This is a genomic window from Streptomyces sp. NPDC059900 (assembly GCF_050270335.1).
Lineage (GTDB): Bacteria > Actinomycetota > Actinomycetes > Streptomycetales > Streptomycetaceae > Streptomyces.
The window spans coordinates 1-1772 of sequence record NZ_JBNNJZ010000998.1; the positions used below are offsets into that span (position 1 = coordinate 1).

The window sequence follows — 1772 nt, forward strand, 5'->3', positions numbered from 1 at the left end:
TGTCCCCCCCACGCTGTGGCGGCCGGGTTGGGGGGGGGTGTTTTTGGTTGGGCCCCCCCGTGGGGGGGTGGGGGGGGGGGGGGGGGGCCGGGTGGGAACAGGTGGAGCTGTCCCGCCCGGCACTTCCGAGAGCCGTGGGCTCTCAGTAGCCGCGTACGTCGGGCCAGTGGCGCTGCACTCCGTCTCGGTCGAGCAGCCGGGCGAATTCGTCGAACCGCTTGTCCTCGGCCTGGACCTGGTGGGGTTCCACGCCTTCGGACACGCAGTGGGCTGCCAGGGCACCGGCGACCTCGCCGATGTTCCACTCCACGGGGTGGAGGCGGTAGCAGCCGTTGGTGATGTGGGTGGTGCCGATGTTCTTGCCCGCGGGCAGCAGATTGCGGACCCGGCGGGGCACGAGGGCGCCGAGCGGTATCTCGAACGGCACGGAGCCGATGTCGATGTAGTTGTCGCCGCCGGTGGAGGGGTGCAGGTCGATGCGGTAGTTGCCGACGCCGACCGAGTCCCGGTACTTGGTCCGCCCGTAGGCGCCCACGACGTCGATCGCCACGTCCTGCTCGGTGACGGTGGTCACGGCCTTGATGCGCCGCGACTCCCGTACGTAGGGGGCCTTGGCCAGACCGTCGGCGGTGCCCGTGATGTCGGGGCGAAGGCGCAGGCCGGGGAATCCGGTGCCGCCGTCCTCGCGGGGCGCCTCGGTCTGGAGCCAGTAGAGGACCGAGAGCGAGAGCTGGCGCGCCTCCGCGAGTGCCTGCGCCGAGGTCTCCCTGCCGCCGCCGATCAGCGGCTTCAACCAGTAGTCGTTGAGCGGCCAGTTGACCAGCGTGATGTCGGAGTCGAAGGCGCCGGGGCGGTGCAGCTTGCGCGCCAGGATGCGGCGGAAGCCCCACAGTTCCTTGTCGCCCGCGTCGGCGCTCTGGTCGGCGTTGACGGCGAGCGGGTCGATCTCCGGGTTCGGCACGAACGTACGCGGGACGGCTTCGAGCGAACGCGGGTCAGGGGCGAGGAAGCCGAGGAGCGGGCCCGGCCAGAAGTCCGGCTGGTAGGAGCGCCAGAAGTCGTAGTCGACGGGGCGCTCGATGACGTGGTTCTCGCCCTCGTGGTGGGAGAGCGCGAAGCAGACGGTGATGCCCTGCTGGTTGAGGGGCTGGGCTTCTTCGGGGGCGTGCGGCTCGCCGAACTCGGCGCGCGACTCGGCGCCGACGGCGTGCTCGACGCCGCCCAGTTCGAGGAGTTCGCCGGTCTCGGTGGCGTCGATGACGTAGCGGGCGTGGAGCGTGGTGCGCTCGCCGTCGCGCAGGTTCTCCAGGGTCACCGAGGTGATGACATCGTTGTCCGACTCGGCGGCGACAGCCCCGAACTCGGTCAGGAGTGTCAGCCGCCCCGACGCGAGATGCGGCGCGAGCATGCCTTCCATGGCGGCCAGGGCGACGCGGGGCTCGTGGCAGAGCTTGCTGACCCGGCCCGCGCCCGGATTGAGATGGGGCAGGGACGAGGCCTGTGACCGCAGCGGATACCACTGGCGGTAGTAGTCCCTGATGGACTCGCGCAGCTTGCGGTACGAGGCGGTCGTGCCGAACTGCTCCACCCAGGGGTGCTCGTCCGGCGGGACGGCCTGGGAGGTGAGCTGGCCACCGATCCAGTCCGTCTCCTCGGTGAGGACGACGGTCCGGCCGGCCCGGCAGGCGGCGAGCGCGGCGGCCACGCCGCCCAGGCCGCCGCCGACGATGAGGATGTCCGGTTCAGGGATCACGGTTCTCCTAGTGCTGTGC

Annotated in this window: 1 protein-coding gene; it reads right to left on the reverse strand. The window is 71.1% G+C overall.

The features are described 5' to 3' along the window. Positions 1-142: 142 nt before the first annotated feature. On the reverse strand, positions 143-1753 hold the full coding sequence (locus ACQKIP_RS46600; RefSeq protein WP_365864533.1) for an FAD-dependent oxidoreductase: 1611 nt from the start codon (positions 1751-1753) through the stop codon (positions 143-145). Between the last annotated feature and the right edge of the window lie 19 nt (positions 1754-1772).